At 63.6% G+C, this 21432-nt stretch carries 24 protein-coding genes; 9 read left to right on the forward strand and 15 right to left on the reverse strand.

The features are described from left to right. Positions 1–149: 149 nt before the first annotated feature. The 6 genes from EN955_RS25095 to petA all read right to left on the reverse strand — a co-directional run bounded on the left by EN955_RS25095 (position 150) and on the right by petA (position 5629). Positions 150–695 (reverse strand): adenine phosphoribosyltransferase, encoded by a 546-nt coding sequence (locus tag EN955_RS25095; protein WP_013529989.1) that lies wholly within the window; start codon positions 693–695, stop codon positions 150–152. Between the two features lie 9 nt (positions 696–704). Further along, complete coding sequence (locus EN955_RS25100) at positions 705–1850, reverse strand: alpha-hydroxy acid oxidase (protein WP_024504555.1); 1146 nt, start codon at positions 1848–1850, stop codon at positions 705–707. Positions 1851–2025: 175 nt separating this feature from the next. Continuing rightward, the gene (locus tag EN955_RS25105; protein WP_013529987.1) at positions 2026–2721 is read right to left on the reverse strand and encodes a phosphatase PAP2 family protein; all 696 of its coding nucleotides are present in this window, start codon (positions 2719–2721) and stop codon (positions 2026–2028) included. Between the two features lie 127 nt (positions 2722–2848). Next, complete coding sequence (locus tag EN955_RS25110) at positions 2849–3721, reverse strand: cytochrome c1 (RefSeq protein ID WP_013529986.1); 873 nt, start codon at positions 3719–3721, stop codon at positions 2849–2851. 28 nt (positions 3722–3749) lie between these two features. Beyond that, entirely contained in the window at positions 3750–5051 is a 1302-nt protein-coding gene (locus EN955_RS25115; protein ID WP_013529985.1) for a cytochrome b N-terminal domain-containing protein, read from the reverse strand. A 17-nt stretch (positions 5052–5068) separates the two neighbouring features. Beyond that, positions 5069–5629: a ubiquinol-cytochrome c reductase iron-sulfur subunit gene (gene petA, locus EN955_RS25120; RefSeq protein ID WP_013529984.1), complete on the reverse strand. Its 561-nt coding sequence runs from the start codon at positions 5627–5629 to the stop codon at positions 5069–5071. Between the two features lie 314 nt (positions 5630–5943). Between petA and EN955_RS25125 the strand changes: the two genes are divergently transcribed. Further along, positions 5944–6288 (forward strand): cupin domain-containing protein, encoded by a 345-nt coding sequence (locus tag EN955_RS25125; protein ID WP_013529983.1) that lies wholly within the window; start codon positions 5944–5946, stop codon positions 6286–6288. 3 nt (positions 6289–6291) lie between these two features. Here the strand turns inward: EN955_RS25125 and EN955_RS25130 are convergent, their stop codons facing one another. Genes EN955_RS25130 through EN955_RS25150 form a run of 5 tightly spaced genes read right to left on the reverse strand, consistent with a single transcriptional unit; the run spans position 6292 to position 11294 of the window. Beyond that, positions 6292–6603, reverse strand: coding sequence for a DUF6665 family protein (locus EN955_RS25130; protein WP_013529982.1), 312 nt, complete (start codon positions 6601–6603; stop codon positions 6292–6294). 1 nt (position 6604) lies between these two features. Then, the gene (locus EN955_RS25135) at positions 6605–7084 is read right to left on the reverse strand and encodes a GNAT family N-acetyltransferase (RefSeq protein ID WP_013529981.1); all 480 of its coding nucleotides are present in this window, start codon (positions 7082–7084) and stop codon (positions 6605–6607) included. A 4-nt stretch (positions 7085–7088) separates the two neighbouring features. Then, positions 7089–8972 carry an ABC transporter ATP-binding protein gene (locus EN955_RS25140; RefSeq protein ID WP_032808649.1) on the reverse strand — a complete coding sequence of 628 codons (1884 nt, stop codon included), beginning with the start codon at positions 8970–8972 and terminating at the stop codon, positions 7089–7091. Between the two features lie 10 nt (positions 8973–8982). Beyond that, positions 8983–10869, reverse strand: a complete 1887-nt coding sequence (locus tag EN955_RS25145; RefSeq protein WP_013529979.1) for an ABC transporter ATP-binding protein — start codon at positions 10867–10869, stop codon at positions 8983–8985. A gap of 29 nt (positions 10870–10898) precedes the next feature. Beyond that, positions 10899–11294 (reverse strand): hypothetical protein, encoded by a 396-nt coding sequence (locus EN955_RS25150; RefSeq protein ID WP_013529978.1) that lies wholly within the window; start codon positions 11292–11294, stop codon positions 10899–10901. 443 nt (positions 11295–11737) lie between these two features. On the opposite strand from EN955_RS25150, the gene EN955_RS25155 reads away from it, so the two are divergent. Beyond that, positions 11738–12196, forward strand: a complete 459-nt coding sequence (locus tag EN955_RS25155) for a tRNA (cytidine(34)-2'-O)-methyltransferase (protein WP_024504550.1) — start codon at positions 11738–11740, stop codon at positions 12194–12196. Positions 12197–12328: 132 nt separating this feature from the next. Further along, on the forward strand, positions 12329–12802 hold the full coding sequence (soxR, locus tag EN955_RS25160) for a redox-sensitive transcriptional activator SoxR (protein WP_013529976.1): 474 nt from the start codon (positions 12329–12331) through the stop codon (positions 12800–12802). Positions 12803–12905: 103 nt separating this feature from the next. Here the strand turns inward: soxR and EN955_RS25165 are convergent, their stop codons facing one another. After that, positions 12906–13163: a hypothetical protein gene (locus EN955_RS25165; protein WP_013529975.1), complete on the reverse strand. Its 258-nt coding sequence runs from the start codon at positions 13161–13163 to the stop codon at positions 12906–12908. Between the two features lie 113 nt (positions 13164–13276). On the opposite strand from EN955_RS25165, the gene hemF reads away from it, so the two are divergent. The 3 genes from hemF to EN955_RS25180 all read left to right on the forward strand — a co-directional run bounded on the left by hemF (position 13277) and on the right by EN955_RS25180 (position 15182). Further along, positions 13277–14191: an oxygen-dependent coproporphyrinogen oxidase gene (hemF, locus tag EN955_RS25170; protein ID WP_024504549.1), complete on the forward strand. Its 915-nt coding sequence runs from the start codon at positions 13277–13279 to the stop codon at positions 14189–14191. 311 nt (positions 14192–14502) lie between these two features. Continuing rightward, a complete protein-coding gene (locus EN955_RS25175) occupies positions 14503–14763 on the forward strand; it encodes a DUF1344 domain-containing protein (protein ID WP_024504548.1) in 261 nt (86 codons plus the stop codon). A gap of 233 nt (positions 14764–14996) precedes the next feature. Further along, entirely contained in the window at positions 14997–15182 is a 186-nt protein-coding gene (locus EN955_RS25180) for a DUF1059 domain-containing protein (RefSeq protein WP_013529972.1), read from the forward strand. Position 15183: 1 nt separating this feature from the next. On the opposite strand, the gene EN955_RS25185 is transcribed toward EN955_RS25180, so the two are convergent. Genes EN955_RS25185 through EN955_RS25195 form a run of 3 tightly spaced genes read right to left on the reverse strand, consistent with a single transcriptional unit; the run spans position 15184 to position 17710 of the window. Beyond that, on the reverse strand, positions 15184–16449 hold the full coding sequence (locus EN955_RS25185; RefSeq protein WP_024504547.1) for a CCA tRNA nucleotidyltransferase: 1266 nt from the start codon (positions 16447–16449) through the stop codon (positions 15184–15186). Beyond that, complete coding sequence (locus EN955_RS25190; protein ID WP_024504546.1) at positions 16446–17081, reverse strand: CoA pyrophosphatase; 636 nt, start codon at positions 17079–17081, stop codon at positions 16446–16448. Before EN955_RS25190 ends, EN955_RS25185 begins: the two co-directional genes overlap by 4 nt. Beyond that, positions 17081–17710: a DUF1285 domain-containing protein gene (locus EN955_RS25195; protein ID WP_024504545.1), complete on the reverse strand. Its 630-nt coding sequence runs from the start codon at positions 17708–17710 to the stop codon at positions 17081–17083. Before EN955_RS25195 ends, EN955_RS25190 begins: the two co-directional genes overlap by 1 nt. 154 nt (positions 17711–17864) lie before the next feature. On the opposite strand from EN955_RS25195, the gene EN955_RS25200 reads away from it, so the two are divergent. The 3 genes from EN955_RS25200 to EN955_RS25210 form a co-directional block, all read left to right on the forward strand. Then, the gene (locus tag EN955_RS25200; protein ID WP_013529968.1) at positions 17865–18869 is read left to right on the forward strand and encodes a MoxR family ATPase; all 1005 of its coding nucleotides are present in this window, start codon (positions 17865–17867) and stop codon (positions 18867–18869) included. Beyond that, positions 18869–19831, forward strand: a complete 963-nt coding sequence (locus EN955_RS25205) for a DUF58 domain-containing protein (RefSeq protein ID WP_024504544.1) — start codon at positions 18869–18871, stop codon at positions 19829–19831. Before EN955_RS25200 ends, EN955_RS25205 begins: the two co-directional genes overlap by 1 nt. Next, on the forward strand, positions 19828–21432 hold a 1605-nt coding region (locus EN955_RS25210; RefSeq protein WP_206523758.1), incomplete at its 3' end, for a BatA domain-containing protein. The genes EN955_RS25205 and EN955_RS25210, both read left to right, overlap by 4 nt.

The following is a 21432-nucleotide window of genomic DNA, read 5'->3' on the forward strand; positions in this document are numbered from 1 at the left end:
TCGTCGTAGCCTCCAGAACAATGGCAGCTACAGAATCACATGCGATTCAAACACTTCAAGCCATTTTCCGGCGTCGCTTCTTCACGCTTGACCACAGCACGAAGCAAATGTGTGCGCACGCTAGCCCATGTGGGAGAAGGGAAGAACACTCAATGCCCCTCGAACCCGATCAGCGTCCGCACCGGCACGCCAAGCGCCTCCAGCTTGGCACGGCCGCCGAGGTCCGGCAGGTCGATGACGAAACAGGCGGCGAGGATGTCGGCACCTATCTGGCGCAGCAGCTTGACCGCCGCTTCAGCCGTGCCGCCGGTGGCGATCAGATCGTCGACCAGGATCACTTTCTCGCCCGGAGCAACACCGTCCTTGTGCATCTCCATTTCGTCCAGCCCGTATTCCAGGCTGTAGGCGACGCGCACCGTCTCGTAGGGCAGCTTGCCTTTCTTGCGGATCGGCACGAAACCGGCCGAGAGCTGATGGGCGACGGCGCCGCCAAGGATGAAGCCGCGCGCCTCAATGCCGGCGATCTTGTCGATCTTCTGGCCGGCATAGGGATGCACCAGTTCGTCGATGGCGCGGCGGAAGGCGCGCGCATTGCCAAGCAGCGTGGTGATGTCGCGAAACAGGATGCCGGGCTTGGGATAGTCCGGAATGGTGCGGATCGCGGCAAGCAGCGTGTCTTCGAGCGAGGATTTCATGGGTCGAGATTACCTGAAACGGAGATTGTTGCGCGACAATTGTTCGATCGAGCTGCAGCCCATCAGCTTCATGCCGCGTTCGATCTCGACCCGCATCTGTTCGAGCGCCCGTTCCACGCCGGGCTGGCCGGCCGCCGCGAGCGGAAACAGATAGTAGCGTCCGACGCCGACGGCCTTGGCGCCGAGCGACAGCGCTTTCAGCACGTGTGTGCCGCGCTGCACGCCGCCATCCATGATGACGTCGATCCTGTCGCCAACGGCATCGACGATCTCGGCAAGCTGGTCGAACGCCGCCCGTGAGCCATCCAACTGCCGCCCGCCATGGTTCGACAGCACGATGCCGCTGCAGCCGATGTCGACAGCGCGTTTGGCATCCTCCACCGACATGACGCCCTTGAGGCAGAACGGACCCGACCAGAGCTTGACCATCTCGGCGACGTCGTCCCATGTCATCGACGGATCGAGCATCTCGGTGAAGTAACGGCTGATCGACATCGTGCCGCCGCCCATGTCGACATGCTCGTCGAGCTGCGGCAGCTTGAAGCCCTCATGGGTGAAATAGTTGATCGCCCAGGCCGGCTTGAGCGCGAACTGCGCCATTCCGGTAAGGTTGAGCTTGAAGGGAATGGCAAAGCCGGTTCGTTTGTCGCGCTCGCGGTTTCCCCCGGTGATGCTGTCGACGGTCAGCATCATCACCTCGACCCCGACCGCCTTTGCCCGCTGCATCATCGCCCGGTTAAGACCGCGATCCCGGTGGAAATAGAACTGGTAGACTTGCGGGCCGCTGCTGATGCTGCGCGCCTCCTCGAGGCTGACAGTGCCCAGCGACGACACGCCGAACATCGTGCCGTATTTGGCGGCGGCCTTGGCGACCGCGCGCTCGCCCTGGTGATGGAACAGGCGCTGCAAGGCGGTCGGCGAGCAATAGAACGGCATCGCCAGCTTCTGGCCCATGACCGTCACCGACATGTCGACCTCGCTCACCCCGCGCAGCACGTTGGGAACGAGGTCGCAGGTCTCGAAGCTTTCGGTGTTGCGGCGATAGGTGACCTCGTCGTCCGCCGCGCCGTCGATGTAGTTGAAGATCGGTCCCGGCAGCCGCTGCTGCGCCATGCGGCGGAAATCGGAAAAGTTGTGACAGTCGCTGAGCCGCATCATCGAATTCCAAAGGCCATGGCGGGACAAGTTTCTCGCCACCGTTCGATGCATCGAATATCAACCTGTTGTCGGCGTGCCAACGGACTATTTTTCGAACCGCCCTTCGGACATGGCCATGAGCAAAAAAGGGACGCCGAAGCGCCCCTTTCTGGTCTGATCCGATTGACGAAGATTACATGCCGAGATCCGAACGAAGCTCGGCCCTGGCCACTTCATATTCGGCCTTAAAGTCGTCCCGGTTGAGCAGGACCGCGGCGATGACGCTGCCGGAAATCCTGCCCATCTCGACGTCGGACGCATAGTGGATGCCGCCGACCTCGCGGTTGTGGGCGTATTCGGCCGCACGCGCCATGATCTCGGCGCGCTTTTCCGGAACCATATCGGACAGGATGATGCCCATCATGGTGCCGACGGTGGCGTGGCCGGACGGCCAGGAACCCGAACTCGACAGCTTGACCGCCGGCTTGACGAGGTCGCTGAGCTGGTGCGGACGCGGGCGCTTCCAGATATCCTTGGCCGGATCGACGACGGCGCCTTCGGTGGCCACGACGCGGTCGAAGAAGGCGCTGAATTTGGGCAGCGTTTCCTTGTTGAATTTCGGCCCCATGACGTTGGCGAAGCGCCAGACATTCTCGTCGGCATCGGCGACGGCGCTGGCTACCATCTCGGGCGTGCGTGTCACCTGCAGCATCAGCACCTCGCCGAGTTCGGCCTTGGTCTGCGCCGAATCGTTTGCCGGCGGCGGCGGCAGGATCATCGTCAGGTCGACATCCTTGTTGGTGACGAAAGGCTGGGCGTCTTCCGCTTGCGCGGCCGAGCCGACGATGAGCAGCAACAGGCCTGCCGCGAGCGATGCGTATCTTTTCATGGGTGCGATCCTTTGATGAGAGCAGCACAGGATCGCCGGATGCGGTGACGGCCATGTGACATGGCCGGCTTCTGGAAATGCAAAAGGGCGCCTCTCGGCGCCCTTCGTGATCACTTGATCGTGTGGCTTAATGCGCCACGCCTTCCCACACCTTGCGCTTGGTGAGATAGACCAGCGCGCCGAACAAAAGCAGGAACACCAGAACGCGAAAACCGGTCTTCTTGCGGTCTTCCATATGCGGCTCGGCCGCCCAGGCCAGAAAGGCGGAGACGTCGCGGGAATACTGGTCGATGGTCTGCGGCGCACCGTCATCATAGGTCACCTGGCCGTCGGAGAGCGGCTTGGGCATCTTCAGCGACACGCCGGACATGAAGTACGGATTGTAGTGGGTGCCTTCCGGGATCACCATGCCGGCAGGCGGCGTCTGGTCGTAGCCGGTCAGCAGCGAGTGGATATAGTCGGGGCCGCCCGCGTCGTACTGGGTGAAGATATCGAAGACGAACTGCGGAAAACCGCGTTCGACACCGCGAGCCTTGGCCAGCAGGGACATGTCTGGCGGAGCAGCACCGCCATTGGAGGCAGCGGCGGCTTCCTCATTGGCGAAGGGCGGCGGGAAGTGGTCGGACGGCTTGCCGGGACGGTCGAACATGTCGCCGGCATCGTTGGGACCGTCGTGGATGGTGTACTCGGCCGACAGCGTCTTGATCTGCGCATCGGAATAGCCGAGGTCCGACAGCGTGCGGAACGCCACCAGGTTCATCGAATGGCAGGCCGAGCAGACTTCCTTGTAGACCTTGAGGCCGCGCTGCAGCTGCGCCTTGTCATAGGTGCCGAATGGGCCGGTGAAACTCCAGTCCATTTCCTTCGGCTCGTCGATCGGGAAATGCGTCGGATTGGCCACATTGTGTGCCTCTTCGGCGGCGATCGCCCGAGTGCCCGCGGCCCCAGCGGCGACGGCCACAAGGCCGATCAGCGCCAGCGAGGTGAGAATCTTTTTCATGCCAAATCCCCTTAGATTCTCTACCCGCTCAGCCTTTGGTTTCCGGAGCCGCCGTAGCGCCCGCCGGATGTCCGCTGCCGCCCTTGTTCTTCTCGAGCACCGCCTCGGTGATCGAGTTCGGCAACCGTCGCGGCGTCTCAATCAGGCCGAGCACCGGCAGCGCGATCAGGAAGAAGGCGAAGTAGAACAATGTCGCCATCTGCGCCATGAACACATAGCTGCCTTCCGCCGGCTGCGAGCCCAGCCAGCCAAGCAGGATGGCATCGGCCACGAACAGCCAGAAGAACAGCTTGTACCAGGGCCGGTAAACAGCCGAGCGCACCTTCGAAGTGTCGAGCCACGGCACCAGGAACAACATGACGATGGCGCCGAACATGCATAGCACGCCGCCGAGCTTGGAGTTGATCGGCCCGACATTGAAGGTGATGGCGCGCAGGATCGCGTAGAACGGCAGGAAGTACCATTCGGGCACGATGTGGGCCGGCGTCTTCAGCGGGTTGGCGACGATGTAGTTGTCGGGATGACCGAGATAGTTCGGCAGGTAGAAGACGAAATAGGCGAAGAAGAACAGGAACACAATCATGCCGAACGCGTCCTTGATGGTCGCGTAGGGGGTGAAGGCCACGGTGTCGGTCTTCGACTTGACCTCGATGCCCGTCGGGTTCGACTGGCCGACTACATGCAGCGCCCAGATGTGCAGCACGACAACGCCGGCGATCATGAACGGCAACAGATAGTGCAGCGCAAAGAAACGGTTCAGCGTCGGGTTGTCGACGGCAAAGCCGCCGAGCAGCAGCTGCTGGATCCAGTCGCCGACCAGCGGAATGGCGCTGAAGAAGCCGGTGATGACGGTGGCGCCCCAGAAGCTCATCTGGCCCCATGGCAGCACGTAGCCCATGAAGCCGGTCGCCATCATCAGGAGATAGATGATGCAGCCGAGGATCCACAGCAGTTCGCGCGGCGCCTTGTAGGAGCCGTAATAGAGGCCACGGAAGATGTGGATGTAGACGGCGACGAAGAAGAACGAGGCGCCGTTCGAATGCATGTAGCGCAGCAGCCAGCCCGAATTCACGTCGCGCATGATCTTCTCGACCGAGCCGAAGGCCAGATTGGTGTCGGCCGTGTAATGCATGGCCAGCACGATGCCGGTCAGGATCTGCGCCACCAGCATGATCGACAGGATGCCGCCAAAGGTCCATGCATAGTTGAGGTTGCGCGGCACCGGATAGGCAACGAAGCTGTCATAGACCAGCCGCGGCAGCGGCATGCGGGCGTCGAACCAGCGTCCGAGACCGGTTTTGGGCGTATAGGTCGAGTGTCCCTCGCTCATCGAAATATCCCCCTGCCTCAACCGATAAGGATCTTGGTATCGGAAATGAACTTGAATACCGGAACCGCCATGTTCTCCGGCGCCGGGCCTTTGCGGATGCGGCCGGCGGTGTCGTATTGCGAACCGTGGCACGGGCAGAACCAGCCGCCGAAATCGCCTTCCTGGCCAAGCGGAATGCAGCCGAGATGCGTGCAGACCTGAACCATCACCATCCAGGCTTCCTTGCCGGGCGTGGTGCGATTGGCGTCGGTCGCCGGTGCGTCGGCCGGGAGATTGGCGTTGCGGGCGATCGGATCCTTGAGATCGGCCAGCTTGACCGCCTCGCCGTCCTTCATTTCCTGTTCGGTGCGGTTGCGGACCACGACCGGCTTGCCGCGCCATTTGACGATCAGCGACATGCCCGGCGTCAGCGAGGCGACGTCGACTTCGACCGAGGCGAGCGCCAGCGTCGAGGCGTCAGGGCGCATCTGGTCGATGAACGGCCACGCGAAAGCACCCGCGCCGACCACTGCGGCCATGCCGGTGGCGACGTAGAGAAAATCACGACGGTTGGGATCCTGGGTGTCGGTTGCGCTCACGGGTGCCTGATCCTTTCGCCTCTTCCGTGCCGGTGGTTGAGCCTTGTTCCCCGCTCAATTACGCCAACCCGACAGCGCATGGCGAACAGGCTTGCGAATTCCTCCGGCATTTGGACTTCGGTTTATGCGTGAAGCCCGTTTTTGTCCAGACGGGTGAAGGCACAAGGGCAGATTGTCGCGGGGACAAAATCCGCCGCCGGTCAACACGACGCCGGATAGCCGCCAACCATCACTAAACAACCGGGAAACAACCGCAAATCCGACGCCCTTGTTCGGCTCGACACAAGGCCCCAGCCGGGTCTATCCTTGTCATCATGGCACACGTCATAGACCGCGACACCTGGGCCGTTCGCTCGGACCATTGGAAGGGCGAGTTGCAATGTGGCGCCTACGGCTCCAACTCCTGCCTGATCTTCAACTATCTGCCTGATGTCGGCGGCGGCCCGCGCCTGCACACACATCCCTACGCGGAGATCTTCATCATCCGCCAGGGCACCGGCCTGTTCACTGTCGGCGACCAGGAAATCGAGGCATCCGCCGGCCAGATCCTGATCGTGCCACCCAATACGCCGCACAAATTCACCAATCTCGGCCCAGGCCCACTGGAAACGACCGACATCCACGAGAACGGCAGCTTCATCACCGAATGGCTGGAGTGATCCCTATTTCGCGCCGAGCCTGGCCAGCACCGCTTTCGGGATGTTGTATTCACGAATGACGGCATCGTGCTTGCGCAAGCCGCACAGCTCGCGCTGGATGAAATAGCCATGCACCGCCTCGGCGGCATCCTTGAGCAGAAGGGGGCGCAGTTGCTCGTCGGCATTGTCGCGCAGCCTGGCCAGCGTTTCCTCTACCCGCTGGCCGGCGCGGCCGAGTGCTGCCGCCTTTTCCGCCAATATTTCATGGCCGAGCGCGTCGAAGGCGGCTTCGGCGGCCGAGGCGCCGGCAAGATGAGATGGCGGACGCAAGGACATTTCAGCCTCCTTTCCCGAAAACCATGCGGTGTGTGACGAACTCTTCGCCTGCTACGCGCTGAAAGCCAAGCCGTTCATAGAAACCGAAGGCTTCTTGCGGCGCGCGGGTGTTCAGCATGGCGAAATGGTGACGTGCCCTGTCGACAACGGTTTCGACCAGCATCCGGCCAAGGCCGGCGCGACGGTGGCGCGCGCTCACAAACAGGTGCCGGACCCGGCCGTGGCCCCTGCCCTCGAAATAGGGATCGATGTTCAACCCGCACACGCCGGCGAGTTCCCTTCCATACCATGCTCCGTACAGCGCCTCCCCCCGTTTCAGGAACTTGTTGCGGCCACTTGCCCAGCCATCCGCAAGGCGTACCAGCATCCAGTAGCCTTCCAGCCGGCTCTCTTCCTTCAGCGTGTCGAAGGCCGGCATGGTCGGCCGGAGCCGCTTGAGCACGTAGCCGACCTCTGGGATGGCGCCTGTCGATCCACCCATGGAGCTACTCCGCCGGGCGCGTCTCTTCGAGCACGCTGTCCTCGTGATAGAGAAAACCGCCGGACTGCCGCTTCCACAGCCGCGCATAGAGCCCGTCGAGCGCCACCAATTGGTCATGCGTGCCTTGCTCGACAATGCGGCCGCCGTCGAGCACCACCAGACGATCGAGTGCTGCGATCGTCGACAGCCGGTGGGCGATGGCGATGACCGTCTTGTTTTCCATCAGCCGCGTCAGATTCTCCTGGATCGCCGCCTCGATGTCGGAATCGAGTGCCGAGGTCGCCTCATCGAGAATCAGGATCGGCGCATCCTTGAGGAAGACGCGGGCGATCGCCACGCGCTGGCGCTGGCCTCCCGACAGCTTGACGCCGCGCTCGCCGACAAACGCCTCGTAGCCGGCGCGGTCCCTGTTGTCGCGCAAGGTCAGGATGAACTCGTGCGCCTCGGCCTTTTTCGCCGCCGCGATCACCTCCGCATCGGTCGCGTCAGGCATGCCGAGCTTGATGTTGTCGCGCAGCGAACGGTGGAACAGCGCCGTGTCCTGGCTGACGACGCCGATATTGGCGCGCAGCGAATTCTGCGTAACTTTGGCGACATCCTGGCCATCGATGGTGATCGACCCGCTCTCGAGATCGTAGAGGCGCAGGATCAGATTGGCGAGGGTCGTCTTGCCGGCGCCGGACGGTCCGACCAGCCCGACCTTCTCGCCTGGCCTGACGACAAGGTCGATGCCGTTCAGCACGCCGAAACCTTTGCCGTAGTGGAACTCGACGTTCTTCACCGCGATACGGCCGCCTGCCACGACGAGTTCCTTGGCGTCGGGCGCATCGGTGAGGCCGAGCGGCTGCGAAATCAGCGCCTTGGAGTTCTCCAGCACGCCGAGGTTTCGCAAGATGCTGTTGAGCTGCATCATCAGCCGGCCGAGCAGCATGTTGAGCCGCAGCACCAGCGACAGGGTGAAGGCGACCGCGCCGACGGTGATCGAGCCCTCGACCCAGAGATAGACGGCAAAGCAGCCGATCGCCGTGATCATGATGCCTGACAGCGTGGTCAGCGCCATGCGCACGCCGGTCAGCCGGCGGGTGAACGGGCGCAATGCGTCGAGATAGATGTCGAAACCGTTCCTGATGTAGCGGTCGTCGCCATCGGCCGAGAACAGTTTCAGCGTCTGCACGTTGGAATAGGAATCGACGATGCGGCCGGTGATCATCGAGCCGGCCTCGGCTGTTTCCTCGGCATGCTTGCGGATTGCCGGCAAATAGAGCTTGGCCAGCCAGCCGAAGGCGGAAATCCAGATCACCACCAGAACCGCCAGCCTGAGATCGAGGCCTGCGACCAGCGCCAGCGTCGTCACCGTGTAGACGATCATAAACCAGACGACCTCGATGAAGCTTTCCATCAAGTCGCCGGTCGCCTGGCCCGCCTGCCAGACCTTTGTCGCGATGCGGCCGGCGAAATCGTTCTGGAAAAAGGCGTAGGACTGGCGCGAGACATGCCGGTGCGCCTGCCAGCGCACCAGATTGTAGAAGCCCGGCGTGATCGTCTGTTCGTCGACCAGCGCCGACAGGCCGACGACGACGGTGCGGATGACCAGCACCACCACGGCCATGAAAACCAGTTCAGGGCCGGCGGCGGCCCACAGTGCGTGCCAGCTGCGCTCGGCGGGAAGCTGGTCGAGAATATCGACCAGCCGCCCGACGAAGTAGAACAGGCCGGCCTCGACCAGTGGCGCGATGCCGCCGATGACCAGCATGGCGAAGAAGGCGAACTTCGCCTGGCCGACATAGTGCCAGAGAAAGCCGCCGACACTGATCGGTGGCCGAAGATTCGCCGGCTCCCTGAACGGATAGACCCAGTTCTCGAACCAGCGATAGACGGCTGTCATCATGCGGCGGCCATCATTCTGCGGCTTGCCTCTTTGCAAGTGCGTCGTTGGCGGCGTCGGCGGGACCGTCCTCAAGCAGGAACCCGCCCGACTGGCGCTGCCAGAGCTGCGCGTAGAGCCCGCCCTTGGCGACGAGTTCTTCGTGCGAACCTTCCTCGATGACACGGCCCTTGTCCATCACCACCAGCCTGTCCATCGCCGCGATGGTCGACAGCCGGTGCGCGATGGCGATGACGGTCTTGCCTTGCATGAGCTTGTAGAGATTCTCCTGGATCGCCGCCTCGGCTTCGGAATCAAGCGCCGAGGTCGCTTCGTCAAGGATAAGTATAGGTGCGTCCTTCAACATAACGCGAGCAATGGCGACGCGTTGCCGCTGGCCACCGGACAATTTGACGCCGCGGTCACCGACATGGGCGTCGAAGCCCTTGCGGCCGCTGGCATCCGAAAGCCCCGATATGAAGTCCAGCGCCTCGGCGCGCCGCGCCGCCTCGACAAGCATCTCGTCGGTTGCATCGGGCCGGCCATAAAGGATGTTCTCGCGCACCGAACGATGCAGCAGCGAGGTGTCCTGCGTGACCATGCCGATCTGCGCACGAAGCGAATCCTGCTTCACAGCGGCGATTTCCTGGCCATCGACCAATATCTGCCCGGCTTCGAGGTCGTAGAAGCGCAGCAACAGGTTGACCAGCGTCGACTTGCCTGCGCCGGAACGGCCGACGATGCCGACCTTCTCGCCCGGCTTCACCGCCAGCGACAGGCCCTCGATCACACCCTTCTGCTTGCCGTAGTGGAAGCGGATGTCCTCGAAGCGGATCTCCCCCCTGGAGACGCTGATCTCCTTCGCGTCCGGCCTGTCCTCGACAAGGCGCGGCAGCGAGATCGAGGCGATACCGTCCTGCACCGTGCCGATGTTCTCGAACAGGCCCGACATTTCCCACATGATCCATTGCGACATGCCCCACAACCTGAGCACAAGGCCGATGACCACGGCGACCGCGCCGATCGTCACTGCTTGCCCCAGCCACAGCCACAGCGCCATCGCGGTCACCGAGAACAAGAGCAGCGCGTTCAGTATGTAGAGCGAGCCGAAAAGCACTGTCACCAGGCGCATCGACCGGTAGACCGTTTCGAGAAAGCCGGACATACCGTCTTTGGCGAATGACGCTTCGCGGCGTGCATGGCTGAACAGCTTGACCGTCTGGATGTTTGAGTAGCTGTCGACGACCCGGCCCGTCATGATCGAGCGCGCATTGGCCTGTTCCTCGCCGACCTTGCCCAGCCGGGGAATGAAAAACCGCAGCAAAAGGATATAGCCGACCAGCCAGACGCCGAGCGGCGCGGCCAGCCGCCAGTCGGCCGAGCCGACGATGAGCAGCATGCCGAGGAAGTAGACGATAACGTAATTCAGGACGTCGATCACCTTGATGACGCATTCGCGCACGGCGAGGGCCGTCTGCATCAGCTTGGTCGCGATGCGGCCGGCGAACTCGTCCTGGTAGAAACTCATCGACTGCTTGAGCAGATAGCGGTGCACCTGCCAGCGGATGCGCATGGGATAGTTGCCCATCAGCGTTTGCTGGTTGAGCAGCGAATGCAGCCATACCGTGCCCGGCAGTGCGAACAGCACGATGAAGGCCATGCCGGCAAGCTTCCAGGCTTCCGTCTGCAGGAAGGTTTCGCGATTCTGCCCCGACAGCCAGTCGACGATGCGGCCGAGGAAGCCGAACATCCACACTTCCGCGATCGCGATGGCCGTCACCAGCACTGCGTCGAAAAGGATATAGGGCCAGGCGCCGCGCGTATAATGCACGCAGAAGGCAACCAGCGTCTTGGGCGGCTCGACCGGTTCCGCCGCGGGGAACGGATCGAGCCTTTTTTCAAACCAGCTAAACAACAACATAGGTCATGCCTGTGAAATGTGTTTGCCGCTTACGCGGCACGTGAGCGTACGAAGTCCCCGGAACCCATGGCGTCGAGTGCCGACGGTCCGGAATCACCCGGACCGTCGGCAATGCTTCGCGCAATATAGGGGCTCGCGGGCTTTTCGCCGACAGCTGCGCCAGACGATCCTGACGACACGGTGCCGCCAGCCCGGTTTTTCGCGCCAGGCCGGATCAGCCGGATGATCCGGCGCACCAGCGACGGCCGCCCGGGATCGGGAACCGCGCGCGAAAAATCGACATCCGGCAGCATGCCGCGATGCGGCCGGCGGCGAACCTCGGCGTGAACCGCCGACGAATAGGTGTCGCCGATCAGCAGCGCCCAGGTCGGCAGTCGGTGGATATGCAGGCTCCTCGAGCCCGGTATTCTGTAGGGATCGAACATCGGTCCGTCCTCCGTGTGAAAATCGAGATAAAAAGGCGAAGCAATATCGTCCGCCGGCATTCGCCCGGAGGCACGCATTGCATCGGTCCGGACATGACGAGTGTCGGTCCGGACAGCTTCAGTTGGGGCGTTCAGCCCTTTTGACTTTTTGAAAAACATCGCAGGATTCCTTCGAGTGCCGAAAAATCGTTTCGGCGGGAATCGGTGCGATCAAGTCTTAGAGAGTCAGGAGAATCGTCGTACCGAAACCGCCGGCAGGCAGGTAAGCCCACGAGAGGGGCGCTGGATGTGCATGGTCATCATGAATTACCCCTCCATCGGTTCGGGTTGACAATGCTGGTTGTATACCCGACTTCGCAGAAAATGGCCACCCGCAGGTCCAGCAATTTCCAAAACCGCCAAGCCGCTGTGGCCGATCCGCCACTTATTAGAAGGACGCGGAAATGAACCGTCGTCTCCGCATCGCGCTCTACCAGCCTGACATTGCCGGCAACACCGGAACAATCCTGCGCTTCGCCGCGTGCCTCGGACTTGGCGTCGACATCATCGAACCGGCCGGATTTCCGCTCTCCGACAAGGCGCTCAAGCGAGCCGGCATGGACTATCTCGAAATGGCTGCCCTGACCCGGCATGTCGACTGGCACGCCTTCGAGGAATGGCGCAAGGCTGGTTCGCACCGGCTGGTGCTGCTGTCGACCAAAGCCACGACGGCCTACACCAGCTTCAGCTTCGCGGACAATGACGTCCTCCTGTTCGGCCGCGAATCCGCAGGCGTGCCGGATCCTGTCCATCAGGCGGCGGATGCGCGCCTGACCATCCCCATGCAGGGTACGGCGCGCAGCATCAACGTGGCGCTCTCCGTCGCCATGGTGGTGGGCGAAGCCATCCGGCAACTCGGATAACGGCACTCCGTCTCCCGACATCTCGACCCAGGCGCACATCGCCTTCTCCTTCGTTTGCACATCCAGGGTTTCTTCGCTACAAGCTCAACTTAACTTGAGGTCAAGCAGAAAAATCGGGACGGAAAATCAGACATGGCGCCTGTAACGGAATTAACGGTTGGCCAGGTGGCCATGCGCAGCGGGGTGGCGGTGTCGGCGCTGCATTTCTACGAGGCCCGCGGCTTGATCCGCAGCCACCGCACGTCGGGCAACCAGCGCCGCTACGGCCGCGACGTGCTGCGGCGCGTGGCGATCATCAAGGTCGCACAGGAGGTCGGCATCTCGCTGGCCGAAATCGGTGCCGCACTTGAATCACTGCCCGAAAGCCGCACGCCGACGCGCGACGACTGGAACCTTTTGTCGACCGCCTGGCGCGACGGGCTCGATCACAAGATCGCCCAGTTGAAGAAACTGCGCGACGGGCTGACCGACTGCATCGGCTGCGGCTGCATGTCGATCGACAAATGCCCGCTGCGCAACAAGGGTGACCGGCTGGCACGCGAGGGAACGGGGGCAAGGAGGCTGGTCGCTCTTCCTTCTCCCCGTTCACGGGGAGAAGGTGCCTGAACGCAGTGAAGGCGGATGAGGGGCGGCGCCAGCATTGAGAGGTTCGCGCCGCCCCTCAACCTGCCTGCCGGCACCCTCTCCCCGTAAACGGGGCGACGAAGTCCTAGTCGGCCGCAGGCAACCGCCTGATGGTGAACTCGATCAGGTCGCCCGGCCGCTCGAACCAGCTTTCGATCTCGGTCCAGTAGGCCTGCTTGGGAAAGCGCTCGAACCATTCCTTGGCCTTGAGCCGGGCATCGGAGCGTGGCAGCACGAAGGTCTCGCGCAGGAAACCGTCGCGCGGCATACGCACGCGCTCGGCACGGCTTTGGTCGAGCCTTTTCTTTAGGCCATCCAGCGGCGGTCTTGCCGGGGTGCGCACGAAACAACTCCTGCACCGTAATGACACTTGACCCTGTCCCCTAAGAGATTAGGGATCGCGCCGGCAAAAGACGAGTCATTTGTGGGACTCGCCGCCCCAACCGGAGACGGCATTTGGAACGACCAGAAATACCGGCGGGCCTGCCCGCCGACATCGAACAGAAGAAGATGAAGGCGCGCCTCTGGTTCGAGGCGCTGCGCGAACGCATCTGCGCCACCTTCGAGCAGATCGAGCAGGATCTTGGCGGGCCGCTGGCCTCGTGGTCGCCCGGCCGCTTCGAAAAGACGCCATGGGAACGTGACGAGGGGCGCGGCGGCGGCGGCACCATGTCGATGATGCACGGTCGCGTCTTCGAAAAGGTCGGCGTCCACACATCGACCGTCCATGGCGAGTTCTCACCCGAATTCAGGAAGCAGATGCCCGGTGCCGAGGAAGACCCGCGCTTCTGGGCATCCGGCATTTCGCTGATCGCGCACCCATGGAATCCCAACGTTCCGGCCGTGCACATGAACACGCGCATGGTGGTCACATCCAGCCAATGGTTCGGCGGCGGTGCCGATCTGACACCGGTGCTCGATCGCCGCCGCACCCAGGACGACCCCGACACGGTCGCCTTCCATCGCGCCATGCAATTCGCTTGCGAGAAGAATGTCGCGGTGGCCGATTACCCAAAATTCAAGGCCTGGTGCGACGAGTACTTCTATCTGTCGCACCGCAACGAGCCGCGCGGCACCGGTGGCATCTTCTTCGACTGGCTGCATTCGGGTGAGGACAAGGGCGGCTGGAATGCCGATTTCAACTTCGTCCAGGATGTCGGCCGCGCTTTTCTCGTCGTCTACGGCCACCTTGTGCGCGCCAACTTCAACGAGAACTGGACCGATGGCGACCGTGACGAACAGCTCATCCGCCGCGGCCGCTACGTCGAATTCAATCTGCTTCACGATCGCGGCACCATATTCGGACTGAAGACCGGCGGCAATGTCGCCGCCATCCTCTCCAGCCTGCCGCCCGAGGTCCGCTGGCCGTAACAAAATGGTGAGCCCGGCGTGAGCCGCATTGATGTCCCATTCGCTCGAAATGGGCATGGAATGTGGCACACGATGCGGCGGAAAATTTCTTTTTCGTCTAATAGGCTCTTGAAAAGACTGGTCTATTTGTGGCGTGGGGTCGGGAAGCGCCGGCGGTTCGCCTGCGCGCAATTTCAGGAAAGTGCGAAACGGCTTTCCGACCGGAATTGCGTCAAGACAAAGCGAGCCGCGACCCGACGCGACCGGACGGCCCAAGACGACGCGGGACATCTTCGTCAAAAAGATACCCGCCTTTCCAGGAGTACTTCGCAATGCGCAAGATCATTGTTTCGACGGCCGCCGCTGCCCTTCTCGCTTCCGGTTCGGTGGCGTTCGCCGCCGTCAAGCACACCACCGGGACGATCAAGACCTTTGACACGACGGCCATGAGCCTGGTCCTCGACGATGGATCGTCTTTTACGCTTCCCAAGACCTTCAAGGATCCTGGCCTGCAGGTCGGTGAAAAAGTCCGTGTCTCATGGGACATGAGCGGCAAGAAAAAGATTGCCGAGGCTGTCAAGATCGCCAAGTGAAGGCCTGCCCGCCAAAACGGGACGAGACGATGTCTGGCCCTGTTTCGGGGTAGTGTTTAGAGGGCGGAGCGATGCTGCTCCGCCCTTTTGCCGTTGACGGCAACCAATACCACCCCATCTGTGTTATGCTTCTCACCCGTTCGCGGTCCGCGGTTTCAACCCTGGAACCGGACATGAGCCAAAAAAAGTGCCGGAGCCTCGACCAGGCTCCACGGAGGAAAAGGAGAAATCTCATGAAGGAATTTCACTGCGGGTCGCTCGTGCCCGGCTGTGACTGGCACACACGTGCCGACGAGGAAGCCGAGGTCATGCGCCGTGCCGTCGAGCACATGCGCGAGACACATGGCGAGACGGTCATCCGCGAGACGATGATCGAGGCGATCCGTTCGCGCATCGAAAAGACCCGCGACGCGGCCTGATCTACCCGGCCTGCAAGGCTTCGGCGGCGCGCTTGAGGAGCGCGTCGCGATCAGGGGCAAACCCGGCTTCGACCCATTCCGCTTCGAGATTCCTCAGGATTTCGCCGAGTTTCGGGCCTGGAGTTGCGCCGAGCGCCGTCAGATCGGCACCTTTCAGCGGAAACAACGGCTTTTCCCATTTGGTGGCGAAGCCAAGCAGGCGCGAAAAGCCACCGGCTTCGAGCAGCGCCTCATTGTCCTCGACGGCGCGCATCCTGGCTGCCGCAAGCGACAGCCGCAGACGGTCGACAAACCCCTGCCGGTCGCCGCGATAGAGCCTTTTTGCCAGTTCGCCCTCGGTCGTCTTCGGCTCGACGGCGGTGGCGAGCGCCCAGTGGCGCAGGCGATCCGCTTCGGCGGTCGAGAGTTTGAGCCGCTCGGCGAGCGACTTCATGCGAGCGGCATCGGGCGGCACGATCGCTTCCAGTCTGAGCAGCGGGTCGGGTGCCCAGCCCAGATCCTTGCCGGCCTTGGCCAACCCATGGATGGCATCGATACCCCATTTCTCGCTTTCCGGCAGCGCCGCGGTCAAGACACCTGCCTGCCGCATCCAAAGCAGCGCCCGTGACGGATCGGGCGCCGACAAAAGTTTCTTCAGTTCCGACCAGATGCGCTCGGACGAAAGCTGGGCCAGCCCTTCCTTCAGACGGGCGCAGGCTTTCAGCCCCTCGGCGTCCGGCCGTCCGTCGCCGTACCAGGCGAAGAAGCGGAAGAAGCGCAGGATGCGCAGGTAGTCTTCGCGAATGCGCGCTTCCGGGTCGCCGATGAATCGCAGCCGGCGCGCCTCGATGTCGGCAATGCCGCCGACCAGGTCGACCACCTTGCCATCGGCCTCGGCATAGAGCGCGTTGATGGTGAAGTCGCGCCGCTCGGCATCGAGCTTCCAGTCGCGCCCGAACGACACTTTCGCGCGCCGCCCGTCGGTTTCGATATCGGCGCGCAAGGTGGTGATTTCATAGGGCTTTCCACCGGCAACCACGGTGATTGTCCCATGCTCGATACCGGTTGGCACCGCCTTGAACCCTTCCGCTTCGGCGCGGCGGAGGGTTTCCTGCGGCAGGCAGGTGGTGGCGATGTCGATGTCGGCGACCGGCTGGCCCATCAGTGTGTTGCGCACCGCGCCGCCGGCGACTCGCGCCTCTTCACCGCCTTCGGCCAGTGCGAACAGCAGGCGCTGCAGATGCTTGTCGGTGAGCCAATCGGCCCTGCCCGCGATCGAGACACTCACGCATAGAGCCTTTCATAGAGAGTACGAAGGATGCCGGCGGTGACGCCCCAGATGCGCCGGTCGCCGTAAGGCATGTCGTAGAAGAACCATTCGAGATCGTTCCATATACGGCTGTCGCGCTTGTGGTTGGCCGGGTCCATCAGGAAGCGCAGCGGCACTTCGAAAGCGGCATCGACCTCGTCTGCGTTGAGCGTCAGTTGGAAACCGGGCCGCACGATGCCAAGCACCGGGGCGATGCGGTAGCCGCTGCCGGCGACATAGTCGGGCATGCGGCCGATGATCTCGATGCGATCTCGGCCAAGCCCGATCTCCTCGAAGGTCTCGCGCAGCGCCGCCGCCTCAGGGCTCGGATCGGTCGGATCGATAGTGCCGCCGGGAAAGGCCACCTGCCCCGAATGGCTGCGCAGCTTTTCGGCCCGTTTGGTCAGAAGAACCGTCGCATCGCCCTCATGATCGACCACCGGGATCAGCACCGCGGCATTGCGCAGCGCCTTGCCCTGGTTGAGGCGCGGATGGCCGGGGTTGAAGCGATGGTCGCCATAGTCGTCGTCGCCTGCATGCGCATCGGGCTGCACGGCAAAGCGCGCGCGAAAATCCGCGGATGAAAACGGCGCCGGCGTCGCCTGGTCCATCACGCGCTCAACCGCTTCAACTGGTCCGCCGGCATGATCGGGAACACGGCGCCCTTGGAGCGCACCGCGAACATCGTCTCGCCGTCGATTTCGATCTCCTCGCCATGCCCGACCAGTTCATACATCACCGGCCGCGCCACCAGCGCCTCCAGACGGCCACGCACCAGCACATAGGGCTTCAACCCGCCGGTCTCGTTCTCGTCGACAAACCGCAGCGGCCGTTGCGGCCCGGCTTCGACGACGTCGCCGACATTGGTGCGGAAGGTGATTGTCTGCGCCTCGCCGCTGCCCGAAACGTCCATTTCGACGGCGATGAACGGCGCATCGGCGACGCGGATGCCGACCTTTTCCACCGGTGTCACCAGATAGGTCCTGCCATCGGCGTCCTTGCGCAGCACCGAGGAGAAAAGCTGCACCAGCGGCATGCGCCCGATCGGCGTGCCCAGATAGAACCAGGTGCCGTCGGCCTTGATCTCCATGTCCAGATCGCCGCAGAAGTCGGGATTCCAGCGTTCGACAGGTGCCGCGCCCTTGCCGGCACGGGCGGCGCGCGAGATCAGCGCCTCGAGACCACGCGCCTCGGTGGCATCAGTCAGGCTTTCTTCACGATGTCCCAAGGGTCCCGTCATGGTCACGAAATAGTCACTGTTGTTCCGCTTGTCAGCCTAAGTCTGTGATTTAAGTTTCGATGTAGGCGCCACGCGAGGCCGAATCGCGGCAACTTATGGTATGGTGCAGCCGTTGTTCCAGCCATGGTATTCCAACCACAAGGATCGATGCGGCATGAGCGTGATGGTCAAGGAAAGCCCGATCAGCGAAAAGGACATGATCGCCGAGGCCGAAAAGGCGCTTGCCGACATCTCCCGGATCCGCGACGGGGTCGGCCGGGTCATCTTCGGACAGGAAAGCGTCGTCGAGCGCACGCTGGTGGCGCTGCTGGCCGGTGGCCATGCGCTGCTGGTCGGGGTGCCGGGTCTCGCCAAAACCAAGCTGGTCGAAACACTTGGCATCGTGCTCGGCCTCGATTCGCGTCGCATCCAGTTCACGCCGGATCTGATGCCGTCCGATATCCTCGGCTCCGAAGTGATGGAGCAGGACGAGACCGGAAAACGCTCCTTCCGCTTCATCTCCGGGCCGATCTTCGCCCAGCTGCTGATGGCCGACGAGATCAATCGCGCGTCGCCGCGCACCCAGTCGGCGCTGCTGCAGGCCATGCAGGAATACCACGTCACCATTGCCGGCGCCCGCCATGACCTGCCGGCGCCCTTCCACGTGCTGGCAACCCAGAACCCGCTGGAGCAGGAGGGCACCTATCCGCTGCCCGAGGCACAGCTTGACCGCTTCCTGATGCAGGTGGACATCCTCTATCCCGAAATCGAGGCGGAGCGCCGCATCCTTCTGGAAACCACCGGCATCGAGGACGCGAAAGCGCAAAACGTGCTGCAGCCGGTGCGGCTGAAGGAGATCCAGACGCTGATCCGCCGCATGCCGGTGCCTGAAAGCGTCGTCGAGGCGATCCTGACGCTGGTGCGCTCGGCGCGTCCCGGCCAAGGCAATGCCGAGACCGATAAGAACGTCGCCTGGGGTCCCGGCCCGCGCGCCAGTCAGGCGCTGATGCTGTGCACAAGGGCGCGCGCGCTTTACGACGGACGGCTGGCGCCCTCGGTCGACGACGTCCGTGCGCTGGCCGAGCCGGTGCTGCAGCATCGCATGGCGCTGACCTTCGCCGCCCGCGCCGAAGGCACCAGCGTGCGTGACGTGGTGGCGAAACTCGTGAAAGGGATTTGATGCCGCGCATCGGCGAGGTCCAGGCTCCGGCAGCGACGCGCGACGCGCTCGCCCGTGGCCGGTTGCGGGCCTCGCTTGTGCCAGACCTGCTGGTCGAGGCGCGGCGCATCGTCAACACCGTGATCGCCGGCTGGCACGGCCGCCGCAAGCGCGGCATCGGCGAGAATTTCTGGCAGTTCCGGCCCTATGTCGAGGGCGATTCCTCGCGCATCGACTGGCGCCGCTCGGCCCGCGACGACCACACCTATGTGCGCGACCGCGAATGGGAAGCCGCCCATACCGTCTGGCTGTGGGCCGACCCCTCGCCGTCGATGCTCTACAAATCGACAGGCGCCAGCGTTTCCAAGCAATCGCGCGCGCTGGTGCTGGCGCTGGCCATGGCCGAGCTGTTGTCGCGCAGCGGCGAACGCATCGCCTGGCCGGGCCTCACCGACCCGTTCACCGCCCGCAACGGCGCCGAACGCATTGCCGCCCAGTTGGTGCATGCCGGCGAGCTGCCGGCAAAACCCGACCTGTCCGACATCAGGCGCTTCTGCGACATCGTCATCGTCAGCGACTTCCTCGATCCCGTCGAGGAGACGATGGCTTGGCTCGACGTGCTGGCCCGCCACGGCGTGCGCGCCCACCTGATCGAGGTCGCCGACCCGGCCGAGGAGACCTTCCCCTATGCCGGCCGCACCGAATTCACCGATCCCGAGACCGGCGACAAGCTGACCGCCGGCCGCGCCGAAATGCTGGGTGATGAGTATCGCCTGCTCTACACCGCCCGCCGCCACGAACTGGCCGCCTGGTGCAAGCGGCTTGGCTGGAGCTTTACCGTCAACCACACCGATCGGCTCGCCTCCGACGCGCTGGTGCGGCTGCACATGGCGATGACCACTGATGGCCCCTCGGTCAGGCCGACCGCTGGCGGTCGTGCAGGCATCGCTGGTGGCGATCGGCCAGGAAAGGCTGTCGCATGAGTTGGCTGCCGCTCTCCTTTGGCGCCCCCATGGTGCTGTGGGGCCTGCTGGCACTGCCGGTGATCTGGTGGCTGCTCAGGCTGACGCCGCCCAAGCCGCAGACCGAGATCTTCCCGCCGCTGAAGATCCTGGCGCGCGTACTGAAGCGCGAGGAGACGCCGCAGCAGAGTCCGTGGTGGCTGACGCTACTCAGGCTCTTGATGGCGGCCCTCATCGTCGCGGCATTGGCCGACCCGGTCTTCAATCCGCGTGAAAAGCTGCCGGCCGAAGGAGCCGCCCTGGCCCTGGTCATCGACAATGACTGGGCAAGTGCCGCCGACTGGGGCAAACGCGTCGCCACCGCCGAGCGGCTGATCAACGACGCCGGCTCCAACGGCGTGCCGGTCGTCATCGCCTTCACCGCCGAAAAAGCCAATGCCGAGATCGGCCCGTTCGATGCCGCCACCGCCCTTGACCGGCTGCGCGCCGCCAAGCCGCGGCCGATCCCGACCGACCGGCCCGCCGTCTATGCCCGCGTCGCCGGCGTGCTGGAGACCTTGCCCGGGGCCAGTGTCGCCGTGCTTGCCGACGGCTTGGCGGCAAAAGGCGATGAAGCCGCCTTCAACACGCTTTTGTCGAAAAATGCCGCCCGTGTCGTCTGGGCAACCGCCGACAGGCTGTCGCTGACGGGCCTGACCGCCGCCGACAACCAGGTCGACGGCTTTGCGCTGACCGCCATCCGCGCGCCGGGCGACCCTGCCCCGGCGCAGGTCACCGCCGGCGCCTTCGACGACAAGGGCCGCCGCATCGCCGATGCGACGCTGACCTTTTCGCCTGGCGAAACCACCGCCACCGGCACCATGGCGGTGCCGTTCGAATTGCGCAACGACTTCGCTTCGATCGCGCTCGACGGCGAGCGGCAGGCCGGTGCGGTGCGCGTCCTCGACGAAAGCTCCAAGCGCCGCCGCGTCGGGCTGCTGTCGCAGGCCGAGGCCGACCAGGCGCAGCCGCTTTTGTCGCCACTCTACTACATCAGGCGGGCGCTGCAGCCCTTCGCCGATCTGGTCGAACCCTCCAGCGCCGACCTCGCCGACGCCATCCCGCAGATCCTCGACCAGAAGCCCGCGATGATTGTCATGGCCGATATCGGCACCATTCCCGGACAGGTCCGGCAGAGACTTGTCGATTGGGTCGACAATGGCGGCACGCTGGTGCGTTTCGCCGGTTCGCGGCTGGCCACCGCAGGCGATGACGACGATTTGCTGCCGGTCCGCCTGCGCACCGGCGAGCGTTCGCTCGGCGGCGCGCTGTCATGGACGTCGCCGCAGCCTGTCACCGAATTCCCCAAGGCCGGCCCGTTCGCCGATCTGGCGCCGCCGACCGAGGTCACTGTCAGCAGACAGGTGCTGGCCGAGCCGACACCCGATATCGTCGAGCGCACCTGGGCGGCCCTTGCCGACGGCACGCCGCTGGTCACCGGATTGAAGAAAGGCAAGGGCACGCTGGTGCTGTTCCACGTCACCCCTGAGGCAACCTGGTCGAACCTGCCGATCTCCGGCAGCTTCGTCGAGATGCTGCGCCGCATCGTGCAGCTGTCGCGCAACCAGGGCGCGGCCATCGCC

Source organism: Mesorhizobium sp. M7A.F.Ca.CA.001.04.2.1 (assembly GCF_003998485.1).
Taxonomy (GTDB): domain Bacteria; phylum Pseudomonadota; class Alphaproteobacteria; order Rhizobiales; family Rhizobiaceae; genus Mesorhizobium; species Mesorhizobium ciceri.